A 20,657-nucleotide genomic window follows, 5' to 3' on the forward strand; every position below is an offset into this window, starting at 1 on the left:
CACCCTGCCGTCCCCCGACGATCCGGACGCCTTCTGCTCGATGGGCGGTGCGATCGCGGGTCGGTGACGTTGGAACTGGTCATCTTCGCCCCTGCGCTGATCATCATGCTGCTGTTCGTCGTCGCCGCCGGACGCATCGCCCAAGCCCACCAAGCGGTAGAAGCCGCCGCCCGCGACGCCGCACGCCAAGCCAGCATCGCCCGCGACCCGGCCGCAGCACGGGCGAACGCGACCAGCAGCGCCCAAGCAACCCTCGCCCGCGAGGGCCTGAACTGCCCCGCGCAGGTCAGCGTCGACACCTCCGGGTTCGCCCGGCCCGTCGGAACCCCGGCCACCGTCACCACCCACGTAAGCTGCACCGTCCAACTCGCCGACGTTTCCATGGCCGGCGTCCCCACCACCACGGTGAACGCGCGTTTCACCAGTCCGATCGACCCGTTCCGAGGGCGGCAACCATGAGAGCGAGGGTCCTGGCCATCACCTGGGAGTTGCGCACCCGAGATGACGGGGCGATCAGCCTGCTCGTCATCGTGTTCTTCCTCGCCCTGCTGGCTGCCGCGGGCCTGGTCGTCGACGGCGGCACCAAACTCCGCGCCGCGCGCGAAGCCTCCGCCGTCGCCGAAGAAGCCGCCCGCGCCGGAGCCGGCCGGATCGACCGCGACCGCGCCTACACCCAAGGCGGCCGGTTCGTCGTCGACCGCACCGCCGCGGTCAGCGCCGCCCGCGCGTACCTGGCGAGTAGCGGAAACACAGGTTCGGTCACCATCACCAGCGGCCAGAAGATCCGCGTCACCGTCACCATCACCGAACCCACCCTTCTACTATCGGCCATCGGCATCGACGACCTCCAGGTGACCAAGACCGCCACCGCCGACCTCCTCCAAGGCGTCGAGCGGCCCACCTCACCAGGTTGATCACCGGAGACATCGCGAGAGCGGACGGTTGGCCTGCGCCGACGTCCGCCAACCGCGTACGGTTTCGCGGTCCTAACGCGGGACGCCCAGCACCTGAAAACCGGTTCAGCGCAGGCGCAAACGCGACTTGATCGGACGCAATGCAATCAAGGGTCTCTACGGAAATATAAAGGTTCTGGGGGAATCACCGCCCCAACCCAGATGCGGCGGATCGACCGGGACAACGGCTCACTTCTGCCACACGGCTATTACCGGAACCCTTGAGGGGCGTGCCAGATGGCGTCTTCACCGGTCATCAACGTTCGCATTCGCTTGTCCAGCTCGGACTTTGCTGCCACGGAGCCCGCGGCGGCGCGAATGTAGGCGGCGAGGGCCCGAATTTCCCGGGCTTGGTGCAGGAGCCGCATTCCCGGGTGGTGTTCCAGGTCGGGGTCGATGCCATAGGCAGAGCACATCTCCAACCAGCTGGTTCTCGGGCTGCCGAGGCGGACGACGCCATAAAGGCTGGGAATGAGGTCTTGGGCGCGCGGGCCGTAGCTGACCGAGTCCCAGTCGCAGAACACAAAGCCGCCACGAGCGGCAATCAGGTTGCCGGTATGTGCGTCACCGTGGATCAGGCCGTGGTCCAACTCTGGGGGCATCGCGGCTGTCGGGTAGGCCGCACTGATGTCGGCGCAGCGGCGATGAAGCCAGTCCCGCTGTTGCCGGGTGAGCGCTTCCGGGTGCTGGTGCAGATCGTTCGGCAAGGATCCCAGGGGATCGGTAGCGGGGAGTTCGATCGGCGGGGTCGGCAGGGTGTGCAGGCGGCGCAGCAGCCGAGCCAGATCGGTGACGTGCGCCGACGTTACATCCCCGTCAGGCGCCTCATATCGCCAGAAGGTGGCGGTCCAGCCATCGACAGTGACCGGCTGTGCGACCGCGTCCAGCGGCCGAACCGCAGGATAGCCCTGTTCGGCCAACCAATGCGTCACCTGCACCGAGGCAGACATGCGCCGGTCCCATTCGGGGCTGTTGTGCGTCTGGCGGAGCCGCGCCACGGCGTTCGCGTGCGGGAGCTGGTAGACCGCGTTGGCCCGGCCAGGCAACCGCAGCGCACCACGGGGATCAAGTCCGGCAGCCGTGCACACCTGTTGTAGGAGAATCACCTGCTGGTCGTGCCCGGCGGGATTCACGCCTCGCGGACTCGCTGTGTGCCCAGCTCGCTGCGCATGAAGTCGCGCCAGTCCTTGACCTGGGGATCGTCGGCGTGGGGGGCGAGTCTGTTGTCGAAGTCCCGAACCCACTCCACGGACCGCCGAGAGGTCAGAGCATTGGCCATGGGAACGGCGTCCTTAGCCGCGGCCAGCGCGTGGTCGAGATCCCCCATGCCCAGCCGAGCGGTAGCCAAATGCACAGTGTTGAGCTGAATGGCCCGAGGGAACCGGGAGTTCAGTCCGCGCACCGCCTGGTCGGCGCACTGGGCGGCACGCGGATACTCGCCGATCATCTGCCAGCACAGCCCAGCACAGGCAGTGAGCTCTGGTTTGCTGAAGTAGGAGATCCAGGTCGGTTCGTCGTCGCCGGGAGCGGCCTGAGCGAAGGCGTTCTCGGCCTCACCGATGAGGCGATGGACGCGTGCCTCGCCATGGGCATCGCGGGTGTCGGCCAGCGCGATAGCGGTAGCTGCTGCTCTTGCCTCTTGCAGCAGGAGGTGCGCCCTGACGCGTGGGGGTGCCTGGGCCTTCTGCCCCGCTTGGTGAGCCGCCGAGGCCAGCCGAACAGCCCATTGCGGATGCTTGAGGTCGCATGCTTGCTGAGCAAGGGACGACAGAATTCGAGAGGCGGTGAGGTGGTCCTTGGCTGTCTTGGAGAGCTGGAGCGCATGACCGTAGTGAATCTGCGCCAGGCCGTGGGAGCCGGTGTCGTACGCCTCCCAGCCGGCCAGTTCGGTCATCAGCGCAGCGGCCGAAGCTAGGTGCTCGCCGACCTCTTCGCTGTAGCGGCCTTCCAACAATGGAGCAACCTTGGTGTTCAGGTAGTCCACGACGGCGGGGCGTACCAGCCCGCCGCCGAACTGTTCGTCCATCTGACCAAAGGCTTGGGTCGCTTCCCGAATTCGTCGTACGTCCTCCATCCCGACCGATCTGCCCGAGCCCACGCGGGCCCTCAGCTCATCGACGGGATCAAGGTTCCAAGAAAGTAGCCATTCGCTCAGCACCGCGGGCACGAACGGCATCGTGCCCAAGAGGCGGCGTCGCGCAGGATCCACGTCCCACCTCCACAACTCACCGCAGGACTCCACGGTATCCGCCAGTGAGGTGAATCCCGCCTCCTGCGACAGCCATGGGACCACGGGCTCGGCCTGCTGCCCATCAGCCCACCGGTCGACTTCAGCGAGAGTGACGTCGAACATCTCCGCGAGCCGGGTGCGTGAGTGCAACCGGATGCCTTGCTTGCCCTGCTCCCAGCGCGCCCAGGTCGTCGCCGAGACTCCGGCCTCCTCGGCGGCGGCCTCCTGAGTCAGTCCTCGTCGTGAGCGCGCCGCGACTAAGCCCGGGCGCTGTCTACGGTCCGGCTTGTTCACAGCGACATTGCCTTTCTGACCTCGCAGGACATCACAGAGTGTCGCCCACCATGACGAGATAGGGGTGCTGGCTGCCGAAACGACCAGCAAACGACCAGAACCCGTATGCCCCCAGTGAACGGCCAAGCCAACGACCTTCACAACCCCCACCGGCGAACGCGAATCTGCACGGGCGAACGGAGGCGAGCTGCTCGGAAGTGATCCGTTTCCCTTTCGCTCGACTCCGCCCAGCAAGGGAAGTTTTCGGAACGGAAGGGTCACCACAGTGACCACTGAGACATCAACCACCGGCAATGTGATGCCGCTACCCACCGGGCCCGCCATCCCGGTGGGTGGCCCGGCCCTGCCGCTCCGAGACCTTGCCCGTCGCCTCGAAGAACGTGACTGGGCATGCGAACTCGTTGGCGACGGCGACGACACCGTCCTGCGCCTCCAACCGCCGGACGCCGACGACGACCCGGAGCGGACCGTGGAAGTCGTGGTCCGGGATCGCGGGCACGGCCCCTACTTCGCCTACGCCAAGACCCCGCATCGCCCGATCTCTGACGTCGATGACCTCGACCGCGCCGTCAGCGCGATCAAACTCGTGCACGGCAGCAAGCCCCCGCCTCCTCCGGCCGTTCCCGAGGGTCTGGTCAAGGCTGCCGCCGACCTGGCGGGCGTGCCCGGCGGCGCCGTCCCTTGACCGCGGCGGCGGGGAAACCGACCCACACCGGATCCCCGCCGCCGTATGCACCCCCGCATTCGCCACCAGGAACCGATCATGACCGCAATGCCCAAAGTCACCGACCCCGCTCAAGCCAAAGCGTGGTTGAAGGACGCCCACCCGGACTGGAGCATCGTGCGTTCGGACAAGGGCCGCTGGTGGGGCTTCCTCGACACCGACAAGCGTGGCAAGGACGCGGTCCCTGTCCGGACCACCGCCGCGGACGCCGACACGCCGCAGAAGCTGCACGAACTACTCGATGCGGCGGAGTCGTGATGACGCCCGGCCTGGCTCTGGACTTCACTCAAGCCTCGCGTGCCCGCGTCTACAACTTCTTTCTCGGCGGGAAGAGCTGGACGGAGGTCGACCGGGAGACCGCCCAAGCGGTGATCCGGACTTCACCGGACGCCCCGGCCGTAGCGCGGGAGAACTTCAAGTTCGCCGGCCGCGCGGCTGCGTGGGCCGTCGCCGAGTTCGGCATCCGGCAGGTGTTCGACATCGGTGTCGGCATCGTGGACGACGTCCCCCTGGATTCGGTGGAGACCTGCGTCCACCACGTCAACCCCGATGCCATGGTGCTCGCCTTCGACCATGACGAGGTTGTGCTCACGCACGCGCGGGCGTTGCGGCCCGGCTATGGCGCCGGCTTTGGCGGTGTGCTCCGCGGGGACGTCACCGATCTCGACACGATCTTCGACAACCCCGGCCTGCGGCACCCTGATCTAGCCGGCCGCATCGACCTGAGCCGGCCTGCCGTCGTTGTCTTGGCCGCCGTCTTGCATTTCGTGGACGACCCGGCCGCCGTGATGGCGGGGCTGCGGGAGCGTCTTGCTCCCGGCAGCGTCGTCGTCCTCTCGCACGCGACCTCCTCCCACATTGGCGAGGACCGCGTCGGCGGGATGACAGCGGCGTACGAACGGGGCAGCAGCTCTATCATCTTCCGCGAGGAGGAGGCCATCGCCGCCCTCGCCGACGGCTGGGACCTCCTCCCGCCCGGGTTGACCGACGTGCAGCTGTGGTCCCCCGACGGCACCTATCAGCAAGAGGTGTACGAGACGGTCCGCGTCGTCGGCATGGCCGCCGTGCTCCCCCAAGCCCCCGGCTCGGAGGAGGTGCCGCATGCTGCTCTGGCAAGCTGACGAGCTCACGGTCACTACCAAGATCAACCCGACGGCGCCGAACTCGGCCCGCGTATGGGACTACTGGCTGGGCGGCAAGGACAACTATCCAGCCGACCGCGACGCCGGAGACAAGGCTGCCGAGATCCTGCCCGGGATCATTCAGGCGGCCCGTCACGACCGCGCGTTCCTCGGCCGCGTTGTCCGGTACCTGGCCGAGGATGTGGGGATCCGGCAGTTCCTGGACGTCGGCGCTGGAATGCCAGCCGCCGTCGACAATACTCACGAGGTCGCGCAGCGTGTCGCGCCGGACGCCCGTGTCGTCTACGTGGACCACGACGCCCTCGTCCTGGTGCATGCCCGTGCCCTCCTCACCGGGACCCTCGAAGGGGCTTGCGACCACATCGACGCCGACACCCGTGACGTCGAGACCATCGTGTGCGAGGCCGCGCGGACGCTCGATCTCGCCCAGCCGGTCGCGCTCCTGCTGCTGGACATCTTGAACTACGTCGTCGACGACACCGAAGCGCAGGCGACGGTGGAAGGGCTGGTCGCGGCGCTGGCGCCGGGCAGCCACGTCGTTATCGCCCACCCGACCGCCGAGCTGGACGGCGAGCGGGTGCACCAGGCCCTGCAGGTCGTGATGGACATGGGCGGCGCCCCCGTTACCGCCCACAGCCCGCAACAGATCGCCGGCTTCTTCGACGGCCTGGAGCTGCTGGATCCCGGTGTCGTGTCCTGCTCGCACTGGCGGACGGAACCCTGGCCACCGGGCAAACCCGTCCTCCAGTACTGCGGCGTCGGTCGTGTCCCGGACCGGGAGGCCGGGCGGTGAGGGCGGGCCGGTTAGCCACCGCGCGGGGTCCCCCGTCGGCCGGGCCAGCACCACCTAGCCCCTCGGCCGCCGGGCCGGCGGCCACCCCCATCACAGCGCGATAGAAAGAGCCCCCCTTTGTCCCCCACAAAGTGCAAGATCTTCTCCGCGATCGCGGCCGGTACCGCGCTGGCCACGGTCGGCGCCCTGGCCGCGTGGCCGGCGGACTCCCGACCCGTCGTGGCCGTCGCCGAAACCTCACCGTCGGTGCTGGCCCGCCAGCTCGCGCAGGGCATCCTGCCGCTGCACGGCGGCGGCCCGCTCCAGACCCGGATCTCCGCCCAGGACGTCCGCGCGGCCAAAACCCTCACCCACGGCCTCACCGCTGCTGGTGAGGGTGCCGCGCCGCCCACCACGGCCCAATGCCGCGCCCAGTTCGGCGCCCCATGCTTCTCGGTCCGGCAGTTGGCCCGCGCCTACGGTGTCGACGACGCCCGCCGGGAGGGCTGGACCGGCAAGGGCACCACAGTGGTGTTCCCGATCTGGTACGGATCCCCCACCCTGAAGCAGGACCTGGCCCGCTTCAGCACCGCCTACGGCCTGCCCACCCCCGACACCGAGGTCCGCCAGTTCGGGACCATCGCGCCCATGCCCGCGCCGGACGCGCCGGACGCCCCGTTCCGGTACGCGGTGGCCGAAGAGGCCGTGCTGGACATGTCGATGGTGCACGGGATGGCCCCCGACGCCAAGCTCGTCGCGCTGGTCACCCCGGGCAACTTCGACGGACCCGACGCCGGGTACGCCGAGATCCTCCGTGCGATGCGGTCCTATGCCCGCACCCACCCCGGCGCGGTGTTCTCCCAGTCCTACGGCAACTACGAGGCCGACCTGCCCGCGCGGGTGCTGCGCGGCTTGGACCGGCAGGTCGCCCAGCTCGCCGAGCGGCACGCCGCGACGATGATCGTGTCCAACGGCGACACCGGCAACACCTCCGGCACCAGCCCCGACCCGGCCGTGCCATGGCCCGCCAGCTCCCCGCACGTCACCGCAGTCGCCGGAACCCGGATGCACCTGACCGACGCCGGTGACCGCACCCGCCCCGACACCGTGTGGGACGACCCGCACGGCACCGGAATGGCCACCGGCGGCGGCCTGTCCGCGGTGTTCGGCCGCCCGCCCTACCAGGACCCATACCGGAACCTGGTCGGCAACCGCCGCGGCGTCGCCGACATCGCCGCCAACGGCTCGGGGGAATCCCGGGTGGTGTTCTACTCCACCTACAACGTGCTCGGCGGCCAGATCGACCGGGACGGCGGGTGGCGGCGCGCGGCCGGCACCTCGGTGGCCGCACCGCTGATCGCCGGGGTCACCGCCCTGGTCCGGCAGGCCGCGCACCGGCCCCTCGGCGTGCTCAACCCCGCCCTGTACCGGGTCGCCGCCACCCCGCGCCGCGCCCAGGTGTCCGGGATCGCCGACGTCACCACCGGCTGCAACAGCGTGCCCGGCAACCAGGGATGGTGCGCCCGCCCCGGCTGGGACCCGGTCTCCGGCGTCGGCACCATCGGTGACGCTGCTCGGCTGGTGCCCGCCCTCGCCCGCCTGGGCCGTTCGGCCCGCTGACCAGATCGCCGCACGATGCCGGGCGGCCGACCACACCCCTGTGGCGGCCGCCCGGCCCCGACACCCCGACCTCCAGCCGCCTAGAACGGAGCACACCGTGGCGAGATCCCGGTCGGCGAAGCCTCGATCGAAGCCCCGCTCCACGCGCCGGACCACCATCGGTGACCAATGCAAGGAGATCATCGCCACCAGCGTCAACGGTGATCATTACGGTGCTTATGAGGCGTTCACCGCGATGACACATCGGCGCGACTTTCCCGAGATCGGCCCGATGATGGTCGAGGCTTTCATCGAGATCATCCAGCACGGTTGCCGCGCGGTGGGCGCCGTCACCGACGACGGCTTGCCCGATGTCAGCCGTTTCCTGGTCGACGAGCGCACGAGCATCACGCGTGTCCGGGCCGCAGTGCCCAGCATGACCGGGCAGGACATGGTCAAGGTCCGCGGGATCCACCGCGCCAACGCTCGCGCCGCCCAGCAGATGGTCGAGACCTACGCGGCAGAGGGCCGGGGATCGATCCGCACGCTCTACCAGGAACGCGCCGCAGCCCAAGAACGTGGCGCCGAGAACGTGCTGATCATGCTGTGGGGCACCGCGATCAACGTGCAACGCCAGGTCCGAGACGCCAACGCCAACCACGCGCGCGGACCGAGCCAGCAGCCGACCTGAGCAGCCCTAGCCCGCACCCAACCGCGCCCTGTTGGTCCCTTGCCCGGCCGCAGGCCCCGGACCGCGTCGAGTCGATGGCCCCCCGTCAGGCGGTCCACCCGGTCTCCGGCCGGGCGAGTACCCCTCCAATCCACTCCGCCTGGCACGCCTTAGGGAGTAACTCACACGTGCTACTCACCGTCATGACCTTGAATTTCCGCTACGGCGGCCGCGCCGACGCTCGCGGTCGTCCTGATGACCGGTGGGGTGACCTGGTCGAGATCATCCGGAAGGTCGAGCCTGATCTCCTGCTGGGCCAGGAGGCGCACGGCTGGGCGGTCGACCCGCGGTTGCAGGCCGATGCCGAAGACGACGTGGGGTTGCGCGCGCACGTCGCGCCGTCTCGGTCCGGGGCGCACACCGTGGTGATGCACCGCACCAGCACCTTGCGGTGGCGGCAATGGGAGACCAAGTACGCGCACGACACCCACCACGGGTTCGGCGTCGCCGTCCTGGACGTGCTCGCCGATCCCGAGGTGCAGGTGCCGCTCACCGCGATCTCCGCGCATCTGAACCCCTACTCGGTCCTGGCCGCCGCGCAGGAGGCGCAGCTGCTGGCGGCGCGCCTCTACCGGTACGGCGGTATGGGGGTGATCGGCGGCGACATCAACCACCTCCCGCCCGGCGATCCCGAGCCGGACTGGGAGAGCGTCCCGCCCTATAACCGCAGCTCCCGATGCCAACGCCGCTACCTGCCCGACCAGGAGTGGTGCGCTGATCGGGAGGTCGGCTTCACCCTGGCCGACGCCGGCCTGCTCGACGTCGCCGCCCTCATCGCCACCCGCCAACCCGCCCCCGGTACGGCCGAGGAGCTGCTCGTGCCCACGGGGCATCACGGCGGCGTGCGAACCGATCAGATCTGGGTCACCGACAACATGACCGAGGCCGTCTGCGACTACCGGCGGGTCGGCACCGGCCAGGCCAGCGACCACGACGCGACCCTCACGACGATCCAGACCACCGCCCTTCATCACGTCGAGGCCCGCGAATGGACATGACTCACCGCCCTCTGCCCGCGACCGTCCCCGCAGCCGCCGACGACACCCTCCGGATCGCCTCGGTCAACTGGCGCTATGGCGGCATCGACAACGACGGGTCGGATCAGCGCTGGCACCAGACCGTCGACGTGCTCGGCACGGCTGGCCCGCACGTGGTGCTCTGCCAGGAGTTCGGGGTACCGCAACCGGCGCTGCGCCAGTTCCGGCACGTGCAGCGCACCGCCAACGCCCTCAACATGGAGGCGGTGCTGGGCCCGGTGCCGCCGGGTGCCCGCTCCGCCCTGCACACTGCAATCCTGCTCGACACGCGCAGGACCGGGTGGAGCATCACCGACACCGGCCCCTACACCCACACCCGCTTCGGCGGCACCCAACACGAATCCTGGTGCCGGGTGGAGTTGAATATCCCCGAACTCCCCCTCCCGCTGCTGTGCTTCAGCGTCCACCTCCCCGCCCGATCCGCCGTCGACCAGCTCTCCCAGGCCCAAACACTCGCCGCCCTGATCGCCGAAACCCAAGGGCTCATCCTGGTCGCCGGCGACATCAACACCTACCCACGCGGCGGCCCGCCCGTCACCGCACGCGAATTGGACAACCTGCCAGCCCATCTGCGCGTGACCCGATGCCGGCAACGCGCGGACGGAGACCTGGAAGCCAACTACGACGTCGATGACGTGTTCAGCCGGGCCGGGCTCCTCGACATCGCCGCGCGTCTGCCCGCCGACCACCGCAACCCGCCGGAGCTGCGAGCGACCGGCAAGGGCAAGGCCCGAGTCGACCGGGCCTACGCCTCACCCGAGCTGGCCACCGCCGCAACCGGCTACTGGCAGGTGAGCATCGGCAGCGACCACGACGGGCTGATCTTCGACTTCAGCATGGCCGCCCTGCGCCGCATCCTCACCTCCCGCGCCGGGCCGCAAGGGGATGGCCCGATCACGCACGCCGCTGGCTGAGCCGGCTCCTGTCCGCCGCATCGACGACAGACCCGCACCCCCATTGAAAGCCACACATATGGACCATCACGATCCCTCACCCGGCACGCTGTTCCGGCTACGCCGGGGCGCCCACGAGTTCCTGCGCCGCTACGCCGCCAAGGCGTGGGAGCACGAACATAACGGTGAACGGTGGGACCTCGTCGTGCCGCCCGAGGTCGCCAAACTGCCCGAGCGCAAGCGCTACCGCGCCCACGCCCGCCAGGAGGCCCAGCGCCTGGCCGACGCCGCCCTCTACGACCTGGACCCCGACGCCACGCGCCACGCGGTCCAGTTCGGCGCTGCCATCCGCGAACACCGCCACCATGACGTGACCGCCCTGGCCGGCAGGCCCGACGTCGTCGACACGCTGGACATCCAGCCACCCCATCCAGCGGGGTTCCTACGCTGGCGCGACCCCGGCGGCATCAGCTACAACGCCCGCGGCGTGCCGATCACGGTCTGCCACTGGGGGCCCGCCGCCAGGCAGGGGGTCTGGATCGTGTGGTGGGCCGACAGCCGCGCCGTGATCAAGTCCTACGGCCACGAGAGCAAAGGCACGTGGGCAGAGTCGGTCCTGAGCGTCGGCAACGCTCTGCCGTTCTTCGGGCCCCTGTGGTACAGCGACCAGCAGCTCATATGGCCCTACCGCGACAGCGCACCCGCACACCCCACCCGAAAGCCTGCGAGGCCAAGCGCTCCGGCCGGTGACTCCGCCGCCGAGCCGATCACCGTCGACGACGACGTCATCGCTCAGCTCTACACCACGCTGGCCACCTGGTCTCTGCTGGCCGACCCGCCCACCGGCATCCACCTCCACCACCACCCGCCCAGCGACGCCGATCAGACCGCCGACCGCAACGCCGGCCTGACCACCCCTGCGATCACCATCGCCACCACGGTGAAGACCACGCCCTGAAAGCCAACCATCCACCCGAGCGACCTTCCTGCCGGAAAGCGAACGTTCATGCCTGACAAGCCCGCCATCATCCGCGTCGGCGGATACAACCTCTTCGAGGGTGGCCTGCCCAAGTCCGCCACCGACCGCGACCAGGACGACGACTTCGGACGTCCTCTCGATACCTCCCGCCTGCGCAAACAACTCGCGGTGCTGTCGCGGCTCAACCTCGACCTGCTCGGCCTCCAAGAAGCGACCTGGGGCGTCCATTCCCCCGACGTCACCAACTTCGTCTCCAGCGAACTCGGGATGTCCTGGCCCTACGTGGGCCGCTCACCCTTCTACGGCTGCGACCTGGCGGCCTTCGTCCGGCAGAGCGACCACCTCACCGTCGAAGACGCCACCCACCTGACCAGCCCGCCGTTCGTCCACAGCCTCATCAACCTCAAACTCCGCATCGACGGGCACCCTCGCCCCATCCACTTCCTGGTCGGCCACTGCGCCCCCAGCTCCCCCACCATCCGCCAAGCCGAAGCAGAACTCCTCACCGTGCACCGCCACCTGGACCTGATCTACGTGGCCGACTTCAACGCCGCAGCGATCGGCGACAAGCTCGACGCCCGCGAGCACGACCTCGACCCGTACAAGGCGGCCAAGAAATTCGACACCAGCCCAGCCGAGGAACTCGCCGCCGCAGGCTTCCAGGACGTCGGCCACATCTGGGGCGACCGCACCCCGACCGTGGGGCACGACGACGACACGCTCGCCTACCGGTGCGACCGGATCTATACGACGCTGCCGACCGAGTGGATCACCGGGTTCGGCGTCGAGCGCGGCGCCGACGACCTGTCCGACCACCGCCCCGTCTGGGCCGAGCTCACCATCGGCCAAGAGCCGGGGGAAGAACACGAGGGGCAGACGCACGGGGAAGCCCGATGACCGTGGATCCTCTCGACGTCGATCCGTTCGCGTCCGCCGACCCGGCCGCGCGGATCGATCACCTGTATCGACTGCGCCGCGTCACCCACCGCTGCATCGTCCGCCACGGCGAAAGCCTGTGGTCCCACGAGCAGCGCTACTGCGGAAGGCTCACCGCGCCAGCGAGCATCGAGAACCTCCCCGTCTCCCGACAGCCCGCAGCGATGGCGGAAGACGAAGCGGCGCGGTTAACCGACGCGCACCTGTACGGCCTGGACGAGGCCGCCACCGCCGCCGCCGTCACCTGCGGCGCCAGCATGGTCGACTACGCCGCCGACCTCGCCCCAGGGGTCCGCCGAGGATGGACCTACGTGGAAGGGCCACCTGCCGAGGCCGGCTTGCTGCGATGGGCCGACGGCGTCGGCTACGACAGCGTCGGCGTGCCACTGACGGCTTGTCATTGGGGCCCCGCCCCCGAGGGGATATGGCTGTACTGGTGGGCCGACCACCGCACTGTCGCCCGCCACAACATGGCCCAGGCTGGCTGGACACGCCGCCAAGCCCAGCAAGCACTGTTGGATATGGGCCCGTTGACCTTCGGCGGAATCGGGACGACCCTCGCGCCCTGCCCAGACGCCGACCCGGCCACCCACCCGGCCGCGGACGAATTCGCCGATCCGCCCGCGCATGACGCGCCGTCCTCGCAGGACCTCGCCGAACTGTTCGCGTTGACCGCGACCGTCATGGCCTCCTGGGCGCTGCTGACCACGCCCGGCGCCGCCCACCTGATCACACACGAACCCGACCCAGGCGAGGCCGTCCGCGACCACCGCGCCGGGCTCACGCCCCGCCCCGCAACCCTGGCCACCGCGCCGATCAACACACGGCCCCTCCAACACCTGTACACCCAGGAGCAGGCGTGACCCAAGATCAAGCCCTGCAAGAGCAACATCCCCCGCGCGAGCAGGCCCTACCCGAACAGGTCGCGCGAGAGCAGGAGGCCCCGCGAGAGCAGGCTCCGCGGGAGCAGGAGGGCGCGCCGGGGCGCGTGAGAGGCATCCTCACAGCTTTGGACACCCTGGCCGACCAGGCAGAGATCACGATGAAGACCCTGCGTGGGGGCCTGGACGACCTGCCTTTGTCCGGAGTCGTGGACGCGCTGGAGCTCCTGATGCACAACGTCGAGGTTCTCCATCAGATGGTGTCGGCGGTAAACGAACGCGCGGCGCAGATTCGGGAACGGGAGGTCACCGAACGGCCCGCGGGGGCCGCCCTGGAAACCATGGACTCGGCACTGGTGACCCTCGGCTACGGGCAAGAGACCGCGATGTCGATACACCGCCTGCTATCGCTAGGGCGCCGTGAACTGGTCCTCGTGGACGAGGGCGAGGTGTGATCAGCCTCTGACCAACATCCTGACCACGAGCCTGTTGACGCCGCGTAATGGGCAACTGCTCCGCAATCAGGGGCAAATATCTCCGTCACACTCACCCGATTTTGGATGCGCGTATGACAGGAAGGCTCGCTGTGAGTGTTTGCGCGTATTCGATAAGGCGATCATCGGTGACGTCCGACACAGACAACGATTGATCGATTTCGGTGATGGCCGCTTTTTCCGCCTCTCCGCTGAGTTCCTCGTCTTGAAGCTGGGCTTCCAGCTTGGCGATTCTAATCTTGGTCTCGCGCACTGCTTCGACCGCGGTAGATACTTTCGAGATCGCATCGACGGTTTCTGATGGAACCCCGAGCTGCGCGAGGAACTCTGTGAGCTGCGTGGTTTCCACTAGCAGCGGCATGCGATGCTCCTGCCAGGCTCCGCCCCAAAGCCGGCGTCGGCGCGCTTCGGGGAAGCCATCCTCGACAAGGGTCGGCTCTCCATCGGGATCCGTTTGGATCTTTAGACCGAGGCTCTCGAAGTGCTCCTGGGTCTTGGCCGCAAAATCGTCAGAATGCGGATCACCGGGGAGGGCCGGTCCGCCAGCGAGGAACACACCCAACTCGGCGAGCTTGCGGTCGTGCTCGGGGATCGGAGGAAGATGCTCCAGGTCTTCAGTTGTCATCCAGGAATAGGGATCGCCTGCAGCAACGCGAACGGCATTAGGCTTCTGGCCATGAGCGCTGAACAGGACAGCGACCATGGCGGCGTCCGCCCACCAGGCGACTAGGCCACGGAACGCCTCACGATGTTGCCGGGCACTGTCCTGGGCCAGTCTGCACTGCAATGAATGGAGCGTCTCCCGCGGCATAGGCGTAGTGATATCGGTGGTGGGTGCCGTACTTCTGGCAGCACGCTCCTCCAACCGTCGCTCGGCCTCGTCGTCCAACCGCTCGGCGAGCGAGTTCACCGCCAGGTACTCAGCTCTGAACTGCTCAACGACCGCAGCTAGATCGGCCAGCACTTGATCGATGTGCTCGTCAGACATCTGGATCACGGGATCCCGCGAAGGACCAGCCGCCATAGGACACTTCCTTCCGGATTTTATGCTCGAATCAAATAGCTGCCGTGAGATTTTAGGCGTTTTGTACCTTTCTGTGTCTCACTGAGGCAACTCACGAGAGTACCCTCCGCACTGAGACGTGGTGGCTGGAACACGTAAAAGGCATAGCTGCCGTACAAGCCCTTCACACAGGTGGGCAGTGCCGTATGCCTCTGGCGCGGGCCTCGGCCCAGGGCATGCCTGCTCGCGCACTTCTAGAGCAACCGTTCACGGTTTTCATCGACCTCGGCGCGGCGAGCCTAGCGCGTACCGAGCGGCCACGGAGCGCAGCGCATTCGGGCTTACCCGTCGGACGGAGACCACCGCGAGCGTGGGGCCAAAGACCGCCAAAACTCTTCCTCGTGCTCGTGCACGGCAAGCAGGGTGGTCCCGTCCCAGTGCGTGGAGGTCGTTTCCGTGACCAGTGTTGCCTGCTTCAGCGACCGCAAGGTGCCATCGAGTTGCGGTTCGGGGGAGGTGGACCTGTGAAGAAGCTGAAGCTGTGGTGGCGCAGGCATGTCCCTGAGCCGGTCACAGCACCCATAGGGCCGGCTTTGAGTGAACACAAGTGGTACCGCAAGGCTGCCGAGCTCTCCGATACCGGAATGCTCACCATGGCACGGCGCTTGCCAGTCCTGATCGGGCAGGTGATGCGGCTCGCTTGGCGGGCGAGCCGACGGGATCTGGCCGCGACGATCGCGTTCAACGTGATCGCGGGGATGTTCACCGCGTTCGGGTTGCTGGCGACTACCGGGGTGCTGACGGCGCTGTTTTCGGCGGGTCCGACCCCTGATCGGGTGCGGGCCGCGGTGCCGGAGTTACTGCTGGTGGGGGCGGCGGTTGCGGTCCGGGCGGCGTTCGCGACTGGGGCGCAGTGGGCGCAGGCTCGGCTGCGTCCGCAGGTGCAGCAGATCGTTGAGCAGCAGTTGTACGAGCTGACGACCGCGATCGAGCTGGCGGCATTCGACGACGCCGAGTTCCAGGACGACCTGCACCGGGCCCGGCTGCGGGGGATGGACTCGGCCCCGTCCATGGTCGACAATGCCGTGGACTTGTTCACCGCCGCCGTCGGTGTCACGGCCGCGGCCGGTGCACTCGGCGTGCTGCACCCGGTGCTACTGCCGCTGTTGTTGCTGACTGCGCTGCCCGAGGGGTGGGCGGCAGTCCGCGCGGCCCGGCTGGGTTATCTGACCCAATTGGATCTGGTGGAGGTCCGGCGGCGGGGCTGGATCATGTCCGAGCTGATGACCGAGCGGCGACATGCCGCCGAGGTCCGCTCATTCACCATTCGGGCCTTTCTGCTACGCCAGTACGCCGAGCTGGCCGCCCACATCCGTGGCGTCTTGTTGGACCTAGCGCGCCGGCAGACGGTGTCGCAGGTTTGGGGCGATGTTCTCAAGGGCGTCGCGACGGCGTTGATGTACACGGCGCTGGGGTTGCTTCTGTGGCGGGGCGTGATGCCGCTCGCGGTGGCGGGGACGGCGGTCCTGGCGATCCGCGCCGGGCAGACGTCCTTGGTCAACCTGGTCTATGCGCTGAACCGCTGCTACGAGGACGGCCTGTACTTCAACGACTACATGGCCTACTGCCAGACCGCCGAGCAGCGCGTCCAGCGAACCTGCGTCGGCGCCTGCGAGCGGGATGATACAGAGACGCAACTCCAGGCGCTGCGTGAGTTCCGGGAGATCTGCGCCGAAGAGGTGACCTTCACCTATCCCGACAGCGATGTGCCCTCGATGCACGAGGTGTCGGTGCGGCTCGGCCGTGGGGAGATCGTCGCGTTGGTCGGGGAGAACGGATCCGGGAAGACGACCCTCGCCAAGATCCTCGCTGGCCTGTACGCCCCGCAGGCAGGTGTCGTGCGCTGGGACGATACCTTGGTGGAGTATCTGGATCCCGAAGCACTGCGGCGGGCGATCGCCGTCGTCGCCCAGGACCACACACACTGGCCGATGACCGCGGCCGACAACATCACCATGGGCGATGACATCGCCGCCGCAGGCGTCCGGGCAAGCGTCGATGAGGCTGCGACCGCGGCCGGCGCCGACCAGGTGATCGCTACCTTGCCACTCGGCCTGGACACTCTTCTGGACAAGCGCTTCGCAGGCGGGTGTGAGCTGTCGGGCGGGCAATGGCAGCGGCTGGCGGCCGCGCGCGGCTTCTACCGGGACGCCCCCCTGCTGATCTGTGATGAGCCCACCGCCGCGCTCGACGCGCGCGCCGAGCACCACCTTTTCGACCAGATCCGCGAGCATGCCGCACGGCACGAGCGCACCGTCTTGCTGATCACCCATCGGCTGGCCAGCGTTCGGCACGCCGACCGCATCTACGTCCTCGACCGCGGCCGCGTCACCGAACACGGTACTCACCGCGACCTCATGGCACTGGACGGCCTGTATGCCGAGCTATATGAGCTGCAAGCGTCGGCGTACCGGCAAGGTGGAGACGACGACGGTGTTCTCACCATCGGTGCGGGGAACCGACCGCTGGGACCAGGAGCCCGACCATGATGAAGACACCGCTGGCCTCGTCGGCTCCCCCAGCACTGCTGACCGGCGCAGAGCCGGTGTCCACGGCGGGCAAGGACACGGGCTTGCCTGTTGTTGGGGCCGTTGCGCTTGGATGGAGGCGATGCCCTCGCCATCGTCCTCCAGCGCGCAAGCCGCCCGGCAGCGGCTGGCCGACCAACTCCGCGAGCTCCGCGTGAACGCGGGTATCTCGGGGGTCGAGTTTGCGCGCAGGGCCGGGTGGCGCAGTTCCACGAACGTGTCCAAGATCGAACGGGCGGTTCGTCCGGCGTCGGCCGATCACGTGCGACTTTGGTGCAGGGTTTGTGGTGCATCCGATCGCCGGGCACGCGAATTGCTGGCTGAACAGGCCGCCGCCGAGCGGATGTGGCTGACCTACCGGCAGCTCAACCGCGGTGGCCTCAAGCTCGCCCAGGAGTCCGTCCGGGACCGTTACGAGCGGGTCAAGCTGATGCGGACCTATTGCGCGCACGTGATTCCCGGCCTCGTGCAGACTCGGGCGTACACCACCAGGGCGCTGGAGTCGATCCGGATCGAGCAGCATGTCGAGATCGACGACGTCGCCGAAGCGGTGGCAGAGCGGATGGACCGGCAGCGCGTGCTGCGTCGGCCGGACGCGCGCTTTGTGTTCGTGCTTGAAGAGCAGGTGCTGCATCACCGTGTCATCCCAGCTCGTCAGCATGTCGAGCAGTTGGAGCACCTGCTGAGGGTGGCGCGGCTGCCATCGGTGTCCCTGGGGATCATCCCACTGACCACCGATCGTTCCCGGCTCGGGCACCGGGTGTGGCCCGAGCACACCTTCGTCATCAGCGACGCCGACCTGGTCACGGTAGAGCTGGTGTCGGGTTTCTTGTCGGTATCCCAGCCGACCGAGGTCGCCGACTATCTCGCCGCGTGGGATCGGCTTTTCGGTCTGGCGGTCCACGGCGAACCAGCACGACGCATAATCACTGAGGCCGCAGATCGGCTTGACGCCTGAACGCCGCGACAGAAAGGGTCGAGATGTCCTTCACTTTCGGCATTCACGGGAGTTTGCGTTGTCACTGCATCTAGTCGGCGAAGACCCGAACTCGCCCGAAGGTCGCTGCCCCGCCGTGTATGTCGATCCCGACACCGGTGACTACTACTTCCAGGGCCAACTGATCGAGGATCTGCGGGTGATCGCCGAGATCGCCCGCCACGGCAACCTGCACTCCGACGAAGCCGTCGTGAGGCTGCCGGCCCGGATGGCATCGCTCATCGCTGCGGCGGCGGCCGGCACCTACGAGCCCGACGGTCTGGGCCACGGCCCGGCCGACAGCACCGAGGTCCTCCAGTCCGCAAAGCGCACCGCGCTGCATCTGGAGATGCGCGACGCCTACGACCCTTCCCACCCCGCCTACCAAGACTTCCGTGCGGGCGGGACGGGCCGGTATGAGATGACCAAATGGCGCGGGATCGTCCAGGACGCGGTCGGGCGCGGCGTGACGATCCGCCGGGCCCGCGTGGTGTCCGAGCCGCCCTCGGACTACATCCGGTGGGAGCACATGCTCACCGAGCAGAACGTCGCAGCCGGTGAGGACGTGCGATGGCTGCCGCGTGAGCGGGCGTGGGACCTGGTGCTGCCCGCCGCGGATTTTTGGCTGTTCGACCACAAGCTTGTGATGTTCAACTTCTGTGCTGGTGACGGAACCGAGATCGAGCAAGAGAAGAGCAGTAACGATCCCGATATCGTCGCCCGCTGCCTGCTCGCGTTCGAGCGGGTGTGGGAACGCGCGACCCCACACGGGCAATACCATCTCCCTGACCCACACGACCAGCAATAACCCATCAGGCGCGAACTCCCATGGCCATACTCACAACAGTGTGATTCGTACGGCCTTGCCTAGTGTCGGTGCAGCCCCGAGCGCTGCCCTGGCTTCTGGGGAGATCAGGCCGGTACCTCACCATGCTCGGGAAAGCGACCAAGGCAACCAGGAAGAAGTCACGCAGCAGAGAACGGAATTGGTTTGCCAACTGGTGACGGTTCCAGACCGCGTCTTGCTGTGCGCGCCAGCGCCGCGATGGTCTGTAGGTCAGCATCAAACGCGTGAGCAAAGCGCCACAGGTCGCCAGGTTCAGATACTGCTCAAACAGCACCGCATGGCGGTCGTGTCGGACCGCCGACCGCTCAAGGCAGTAACGTTCCGACGCGAGTTGATCAGCCAACTCAAGACGGATCGCTACGAGATGTGTTGTCCGTGGGCGATGTCGAAGTGCACCAGATTCCTGGCCCTTGACCTAGTCGGCGGAGGTTCGGCCGTAGCGCTTGATTGCAGAATCTCAGCCCGCTCTGCTGTTGGGTGTCGGTGAGTCGTGCCGCTCGGTGCCGGAGTCAATGCGTCGGACCCGTTCACGAGCACGCTGGTAGGTCGTCGCTTCGGCGGCATGCTTGTCAGCGAGTTCAGCGATGCGCGTAGCGGTCTGGGCGAGACTTCGTGCAGCTTCGGCAACCCGGGGCTCCCACTGTCGGTCTCTCGACTTCAGCGCATCTGCACCGCAGGTGACTTCCCGCAGCGTTTGCCAGAGAGTCTCGGCAGACAAACGCGCATGTTCTTCGGCGCTGAGGAGATGTTCGACGTGTAGGGCTGCTGCTGCCGCCGCCTCATCTACGGCCTGGCGTGTACGCCAGGCGCGCTGACGACAAGATTTGGAGCAGTGCAGGGCCCGGCGTCCAGGGCGACCCTGGTAAGTCTGGAATTCCCCTTGACAGACTCTGCAGGTCGCCATTGTTGCGATGCCTTTATATTCCTGGCACCGATGGGAGTTACTTTCGCCTTCACGATTTTCTGTGGTTCTTCGAGATGGACGGCCGCGACGCCGTCTCCGGGTATCATCTGAACCGGTGTCGGAGATGTCTGCAGGAGACCGAGGGCAGCGGTCCCATGTTCCATCGACATCAGGGGCATCGCTCTTCCGTGTGCCACTCGGCATTTCAATCGTCGTACGGGTCGCCGTAAAGGTAATTGTAGACGTCGTCGTGGTAATGGTCACGCTCGTCACCGCGGGTTCCCATCTTTGATCGGGCACTACTGCCGTAATACTCGGGCTAACAGCCATCGCCGGGTCGGTCGTCGCGATCATCTGTGTCGCCCGACCACCATCACTCTGCGGTGAGCCGGTCCAGCGCGTCGATGATCTCAACGATGATAGCGAGATCGGCCTCAACCTCGGTGATCGGGATGTTGGCGCGTCCCCTGCCCCGGCGATCGCCGGTGTGCGCTATCAGATTTCGGCCACTCACAATGCGATCCAGTTGGTCTTCTGAAGTCTTGGCGGAGACTTTACGCATCTTATCAATGTCCGAAAATACCCCCTTCATGCCCACAAGTGCGAATAGTTGACCGATTTGCGGTGGTGCTGGGCTTGCGTGTTGCTGGACCTGCAGTTCGATGACCTTTCGCA

22 protein-coding genes are annotated in these 20,657 nt (G+C 67.6%); 18 read left to right on the plus strand and 4 right to left on the minus strand.

The features are described 5' to 3' along the window. On the plus strand, positions 1-459 hold a 459-nt coding region (locus E1287_RS27150; RefSeq protein ID WP_207934487.1), incomplete at its 5' end, for a TadE/TadG family type IV pilus assembly protein. After that, positions 456-914 carry a pilus assembly protein TadG-related protein gene (locus tag E1287_RS27155; RefSeq protein WP_131967909.1) on the plus strand — a complete coding sequence of 153 codons (459 nt, stop codon included), beginning with the start codon at positions 456-458 and terminating at the stop codon, positions 912-914. The genes E1287_RS27150 and E1287_RS27155, both read left to right, overlap by 4 nt. Before the next feature lie 248 nt (positions 915-1,162). Here the strand turns inward: E1287_RS27155 and E1287_RS27160 are convergent, their stop codons facing one another. Together E1287_RS27160 and E1287_RS27165 are read right to left on the minus strand one after the other, a co-directional pair. Further along, positions 1,163-2,086, minus strand: coding sequence for an aminoglycoside phosphotransferase family protein (locus E1287_RS27160; RefSeq protein ID WP_165969192.1), 924 nt, complete (start codon positions 2,084-2,086; stop codon positions 1,163-1,165). Further along, complete coding sequence (locus E1287_RS27165) at positions 2,083-3,477, minus strand: helix-turn-helix transcriptional regulator (protein WP_165969193.1); 1,395 nt, start codon at positions 3,475-3,477, stop codon at positions 2,083-2,085. The genes E1287_RS27160 and E1287_RS27165 overlap by 4 nt, the downstream gene beginning before the upstream one ends. Positions 3,478-3,742: 265 nt before the next feature. On the opposite strand from E1287_RS27165, the gene E1287_RS43975 reads away from it, so the two are divergent. From E1287_RS43975 to E1287_RS27230, 12 genes are all read left to right on the plus strand, one after another. Beyond that, a complete protein-coding gene (locus E1287_RS43975) occupies positions 3,743-4,162 on the plus strand; it encodes a hypothetical protein (RefSeq protein ID WP_165969194.1) in 420 nt (139 codons plus the stop codon). Positions 4,163-4,240: 78 nt separating this feature from the next. Beyond that, entirely contained in the window at positions 4,241-4,459 is a 219-nt protein-coding gene (locus tag E1287_RS27180) for a hypothetical protein (protein WP_131967914.1), read from the plus strand. Continuing rightward, on the plus strand, positions 4,459-5,322 hold the full coding sequence (locus E1287_RS27185; protein WP_131967915.1) for an SAM-dependent methyltransferase: 864 nt from the start codon (positions 4,459-4,461) through the stop codon (positions 5,320-5,322). The genes E1287_RS27180 and E1287_RS27185 overlap by 1 nt, the downstream gene beginning before the upstream one ends. Then, positions 5,303-6,136: an SAM-dependent methyltransferase gene (locus E1287_RS27190; RefSeq protein WP_131967916.1), complete on the plus strand. Its 834-nt coding sequence runs from the start codon at positions 5,303-5,305 to the stop codon at positions 6,134-6,136. Before E1287_RS27185 ends, E1287_RS27190 begins: the two co-directional genes overlap by 20 nt. Positions 6,137-6,253: 117 nt before the next feature. Further along, complete coding sequence (locus E1287_RS27195) at positions 6,254-7,735, plus strand: S53 family peptidase (protein ID WP_131967917.1); 1,482 nt, start codon at positions 6,254-6,256, stop codon at positions 7,733-7,735. Between the two features lie 97 nt (positions 7,736-7,832). Then, positions 7,833-8,405, plus strand: a complete 573-nt coding sequence (locus E1287_RS27200) for a hypothetical protein (RefSeq protein WP_131967918.1) — start codon at positions 7,833-7,835, stop codon at positions 8,403-8,405. Positions 8,406-8,587: 182 nt separating this feature from the next. Next, positions 8,588-9,442, plus strand: coding sequence for an endonuclease/exonuclease/phosphatase family protein (locus tag E1287_RS27205; protein ID WP_131967919.1), 855 nt, complete (start codon positions 8,588-8,590; stop codon positions 9,440-9,442). After that, a complete protein-coding gene (locus tag E1287_RS27210) occupies positions 9,439-10,395 on the plus strand; it encodes an endonuclease/exonuclease/phosphatase family protein (protein WP_131967920.1) in 957 nt (318 codons plus the stop codon). The genes E1287_RS27205 and E1287_RS27210 overlap by 4 nt, the downstream gene beginning before the upstream one ends. Positions 10,396-10,453: 58 nt before the next feature. Continuing rightward, positions 10,454-11,332, plus strand: a complete 879-nt coding sequence (locus E1287_RS27215; protein ID WP_131967921.1) for a hypothetical protein — start codon at positions 10,454-10,456, stop codon at positions 11,330-11,332. Between the two features lie 48 nt (positions 11,333-11,380). Continuing rightward, positions 11,381-12,250: a hypothetical protein gene (locus E1287_RS27220; protein ID WP_131967922.1), complete on the plus strand. Its 870-nt coding sequence runs from the start codon at positions 11,381-11,383 to the stop codon at positions 12,248-12,250. Then, positions 12,247-13,152 (plus strand): hypothetical protein, encoded by a 906-nt coding sequence (locus E1287_RS27225; protein WP_131967923.1) that lies wholly within the window; start codon positions 12,247-12,249, stop codon positions 13,150-13,152. Before E1287_RS27220 ends, E1287_RS27225 begins: the two co-directional genes overlap by 4 nt. Further along, the gene (locus tag E1287_RS27230; RefSeq protein ID WP_131967924.1) at positions 13,149-13,625 is read left to right on the plus strand and encodes a hypothetical protein; all 477 of its coding nucleotides are present in this window, start codon (positions 13,149-13,151) and stop codon (positions 13,623-13,625) included. The genes E1287_RS27225 and E1287_RS27230 overlap by 4 nt, the downstream gene beginning before the upstream one ends. 91 nt (positions 13,626-13,716) lie before the next feature. Here E1287_RS27230 and E1287_RS27235 read toward each other — a convergent pair whose 3' ends face one another. Then, the gene (locus E1287_RS27235; RefSeq protein WP_131967925.1) at positions 13,717-14,652 is read right to left on the minus strand and encodes a hypothetical protein; all 936 of its coding nucleotides are present in this window, start codon (positions 14,650-14,652) and stop codon (positions 13,717-13,719) included. A gap of 539 nt (positions 14,653-15,191) precedes the next feature. Between E1287_RS27235 and E1287_RS27240 the strand changes: the two genes are divergently transcribed. The 4 genes from E1287_RS27240 (at position 15,192) to E1287_RS27255 (ending at position 19,838) form a co-directional block, all read left to right on the plus strand. Beyond that, complete coding sequence (locus E1287_RS27240; RefSeq protein WP_347813987.1) at positions 15,192-17,216, plus strand: ABC transporter ATP-binding protein; 2,025 nt, start codon at positions 15,192-15,194, stop codon at positions 17,214-17,216. A 112-nt stretch (positions 17,217-17,328) separates the two neighbouring features. Then, positions 17,329-18,213: a helix-turn-helix transcriptional regulator gene (locus E1287_RS27245; RefSeq protein ID WP_165969195.1), complete on the plus strand. Its 885-nt coding sequence runs from the start codon at positions 17,329-17,331 to the stop codon at positions 18,211-18,213. Between the two features lie 115 nt (positions 18,214-18,328). Further along, positions 18,329-19,039 (plus strand): DUF6879 family protein, encoded by a 711-nt coding sequence (locus E1287_RS45825; RefSeq protein ID WP_243719468.1) that lies wholly within the window; start codon positions 18,329-18,331, stop codon positions 19,037-19,039. A gap of 529 nt (positions 19,040-19,568) precedes the next feature. After that, a complete protein-coding gene (locus E1287_RS27255) occupies positions 19,569-19,838 on the plus strand; it encodes a hypothetical protein (protein ID WP_131967927.1) in 270 nt (89 codons plus the stop codon). Between the two features lie 517 nt (positions 19,839-20,355). Here E1287_RS27255 and E1287_RS27260 read toward each other — a convergent pair. Beyond that, positions 20,356-20,544 carry a hypothetical protein gene (locus tag E1287_RS27260; protein ID WP_131967928.1) on the minus strand — a complete coding sequence of 63 codons (189 nt, stop codon included), beginning with the start codon at positions 20,542-20,544 and terminating at the stop codon, positions 20,356-20,358. Positions 20,545-20,657: the final 113 nt, after the last annotated feature.

Origin of the sequence: Actinomadura sp. KC06, assembly GCF_004348735.1 — a bacterium.
GTDB lineage: Bacteria > Actinomycetota > Actinomycetes > Streptosporangiales > Streptosporangiaceae > Spirillospora.

Coding starts and splice junctions, on each gene's coding strand:
- E1287_RS27155 (WP_131967909.1), top strand. CDS start 456: ATGAGAGCGAGGGTCCTGGCCATCACCTGGGAGTTGCGCACCCGAGAT.
- E1287_RS27180 (WP_131967914.1), top strand. CDS start 4,241: ATGACCGCAATGCCCAAAGTCACCGACCCCGCTCAAGCCAAAGCGTGG.
- E1287_RS27185 (WP_131967915.1), top strand. CDS start 4,459: ATGACGCCCGGCCTGGCTCTGGACTTCACTCAAGCCTCGCGTGCCCGC.
- E1287_RS27190 (WP_131967916.1), top strand. CDS start 5,303: ATGCTGCTCTGGCAAGCTGACGAGCTCACGGTCACTACCAAGATCAAC.
- E1287_RS27205 (WP_131967919.1), top strand. CDS start 8,588: ATGACCTTGAATTTCCGCTACGGCGGCCGCGCCGACGCTCGCGGTCGT.
- E1287_RS27210 (WP_131967920.1), top strand. CDS start 9,439: ATGACTCACCGCCCTCTGCCCGCGACCGTCCCCGCAGCCGCCGACGAC.
- E1287_RS27215 (WP_131967921.1), top strand. CDS start 10,454: ATGGACCATCACGATCCCTCACCCGGCACGCTGTTCCGGCTACGCCGG.
- E1287_RS27220 (WP_131967922.1), top strand. CDS start 11,381: ATGCCTGACAAGCCCGCCATCATCCGCGTCGGCGGATACAACCTCTTC.
- E1287_RS27225 (WP_131967923.1), top strand. CDS start 12,247: ATGACCGTGGATCCTCTCGACGTCGATCCGTTCGCGTCCGCCGACCCG.
- E1287_RS27235 (WP_131967925.1), bottom strand. CDS start 14,652: ATGTCTGACGAGCACATCGATCAAGTGCTGGCCGATCTAGCTGCGGTC.
- E1287_RS27245 (WP_165969195.1), top strand. CDS start 17,329: ATGGAGGCGATGCCCTCGCCATCGTCCTCCAGCGCGCAAGCCGCCCGG.
- E1287_RS27260 (WP_131967928.1), bottom strand. CDS start 20,544: ATGCGTAAAGTCTCCGCCAAGACTTCAGAAGACCAACTGGATCGCATT.